The sequence below is a fragment of the Psychrobacter sp. 78a-MNA-CIBAN-0178 genome, from assembly GCF_040309625.1.
GTDB lineage: Bacteria > Pseudomonadota > Gammaproteobacteria > Pseudomonadales > Moraxellaceae > Psychrobacter > Psychrobacter okhotskensis.
The window spans coordinates 1-2,644 of sequence record NZ_JBEOOZ010000054.1 but is presented as its reverse complement, the minus strand read 5'-3'; the positions used below and the strand labels follow the sequence as shown (position 1 = coordinate 2,644).

Here is a 2,644-nt window from a genome sequence, read left to right as displayed (position 1 = left end):
TACAAGATAGATTAATTAGAGCTTTGATACAAACCACTTGGGTGTTGTATGGTCAAGCCAAACGAGCAATTAGTACAGGTTAGCTACACACATCGCTGTGCTTCCACACCCTGCCTATCAACGTCGTAGTCTTCAACGGCTCTTTAGGGAAATCTAATCTTGAGGTGGGCTTCCCGCTTAGATGCTTTCAGCGGTTATCCCATCCGAACGTAGCTACCGGGCAATGCCACTGGCGTGACAACCCGAACACCAGAGGTTCGTCCACTCTGGTCCTCTCGTACTAGGAGCAGATCCTCTCAAATTTCCAACGCCCACGGTAGATAGGGACCGAACTGTCTCACGACGTTCTAAACCCAGCTCGCGTACCTCTTTAAATGGCGAACAGCCATACCCTTAGGACCTGCTTCAGCCCTAGGATGAGATGAGCCGACATCGAGGTGCCAAACACCGCCGTCGATATGAACTCTTGGGCGGTATCAGCCTGTTATCCCCAGAGTACCTTTTATCCGTTGAGCGATGGCCCTTCCATACAGAACCACCGGATCACTAAGACCTACTTTCGTACCTGCTCGACTTGTGGGTCTCGCAGTTAAGCGCGCTTTTGCCTTTATACTCTACGACCGATTTCCGACCGGTCTGAGCGCACCTTCGTACTCCTCCGTTACTCTTTAGGAGGAGACCGCCCCAGTCAAACTACCCACCATACATTGTCCTCGGTATTGTTATACCTGAGTTAGAACCCCAACATGACCAGGGTGGTATTTCAAGATTGGCTCCACCAAGACTAGCGTCTCGGCTTCAAAGCCTCCCACCTATCCTGCACAAGTCAGGTCAAAGTTCAATGTAAAGCTGTAGTAAAGGTTCACGGGGTCTTTCCGTCTAGCCGCGGGTACACAGCATCTTCACTGCGATTTCGATTTCACTGAGTCTCTGCTGGAGACAGCGCTGCCATCATTATGCCATTCGTGCAGGTCGGAACTTACCCGACAAGGAATTTCGCTACCTTAGGACCGTTATAGTTACGGCCGCCGTTTACTGGGGCTTCGATCAAGAGCTTCGCTTACGCTAACCCCATCAATTAACCTTCCAGCACCGGGCAGGCATCACACCCTATACGTCCACTTTCGTGTTTGCAGAGTGCTGTGTTTTTAATAAACAGTTGCAGCAGCCTGGTATCTGCGACTGTCAACAGCTCAAGGAGCAAGTCCTATCACCATCAACAGCGTACCTTCTCCCGAAGTTACGGTACCATTTTGCCTAGTTCCTTCAGCAGAGTTCTCTCAAGCGCCTTGGTATTCTCTACCTGATCACCTGTGTCGGTTTAGGGTACGATTCGTTTATAACTATTGCTTAGAAGCTTTTCCTGGAAGCATGGTATTTGCCACTTCGCTGTACAAGTACAGCTTGCTATCAGATCTCAGCCATATAACAACCCGGATTTACCTAAGTTGTAAGCCTACATCCTTTCACCTGGACAACCAACGCCAGGCTGACATAACCTTCTCCGTCCCTCCATCGCATTATAAACAAGTATCGGAATATTAACCGATTTCCCATCGACTACGCCTTTCGGCCTCGCCTTAGGGGTCGACTCACCCAGCCCCGATTAACGTTGGACTGGAACCCTTGATCTTCCGGCGTGCGAGCTTTTCACTCGCATTATCGTTACTCACGTCAGCATTCGCTCTTGTGATACCTCCAGCATGCTTTACAACACACCTTCACAGGCTTACACAACGCTCCCCTACCACTTGAAAACAAATTCAAATCCGCAGCTTCGGCTCCTAGTTTGAGCCCCGTTACATCTTCCGCGCGGGCCGACTCGACTAGTGAGCTATTACGCTTTCTTTAAAGGATGGCTGCTTCTAAGCCAACCTCCTAGCTGTCTATGCCTTCCCACCTCGTTTCCCACTTAACTAGGAATTTGGGGCCTTAGCTGGCGGTCTGGGTTGTTTCCCTCTCCACAATGGACGTTAGCACCCACTGTGTGTCTCCCGGATATCACTCATCGGTATTCGGAGTTTGCATCGGTTTGGTAAGTCGGTATGACCCCCTAGCCGAAACAGTGCTCTACCCCCAATGGTGTTCGTCCGAGGCGCTACCTAAATAGCTTTCGGGGAGAACCAGCTATCACCGAGTTTGATTAGCCTTTCACCCCTATCCACAAGTCATCCCCTGGCTTTTCAACGACAGTGGGTTCGGTCCTCCGGTGCCTGTTACGGCACTTTCAACCTGCTCATGGATAGATCACTCGGTTTCGGGTCTATGCCCTGCAACTAAACGCCCTATTAAGACTCGGTTTCCCTACGGCTCCCCTAAACGGTTAACCTTGCTACAGAACATAAGTCGCTGACCCATTATACAAAAGGTACGCGGTCACCCTAATAAATTAAGGCTCCCACTGCTTGTACGCACACGGTTTCAGGTTCTATTTCACTCCCCTCACAGGGGTTCTTTTCGCCTTTCCCTCACGGTACTGGTTCACTATCGGTCAGTCAGGAGTATTTAGCCTTGGAGGATGGTCCCCCCATCTTCAAACAGGATTTCTCGTGCCCCGCTCTACTTAATATGTTAACGCTAATGTTTCGAATACAGGACTATCACCTACTACGGTCAGCTTTCCCACGCTGTTCTTCTACATTAG

Annotated in this window: 1 rRNA gene; it reads right to left on the bottom strand. The window is 50.1% G+C overall.

Features of this window, described 5'->3' with window-relative positions:
• Nucleotides 1–48: 48 nt before the first annotated feature.
• A 23S ribosomal RNA gene (locus AAEY80_RS14135) occupies nt 49–2,644 on the bottom strand; the annotation flags it as partial.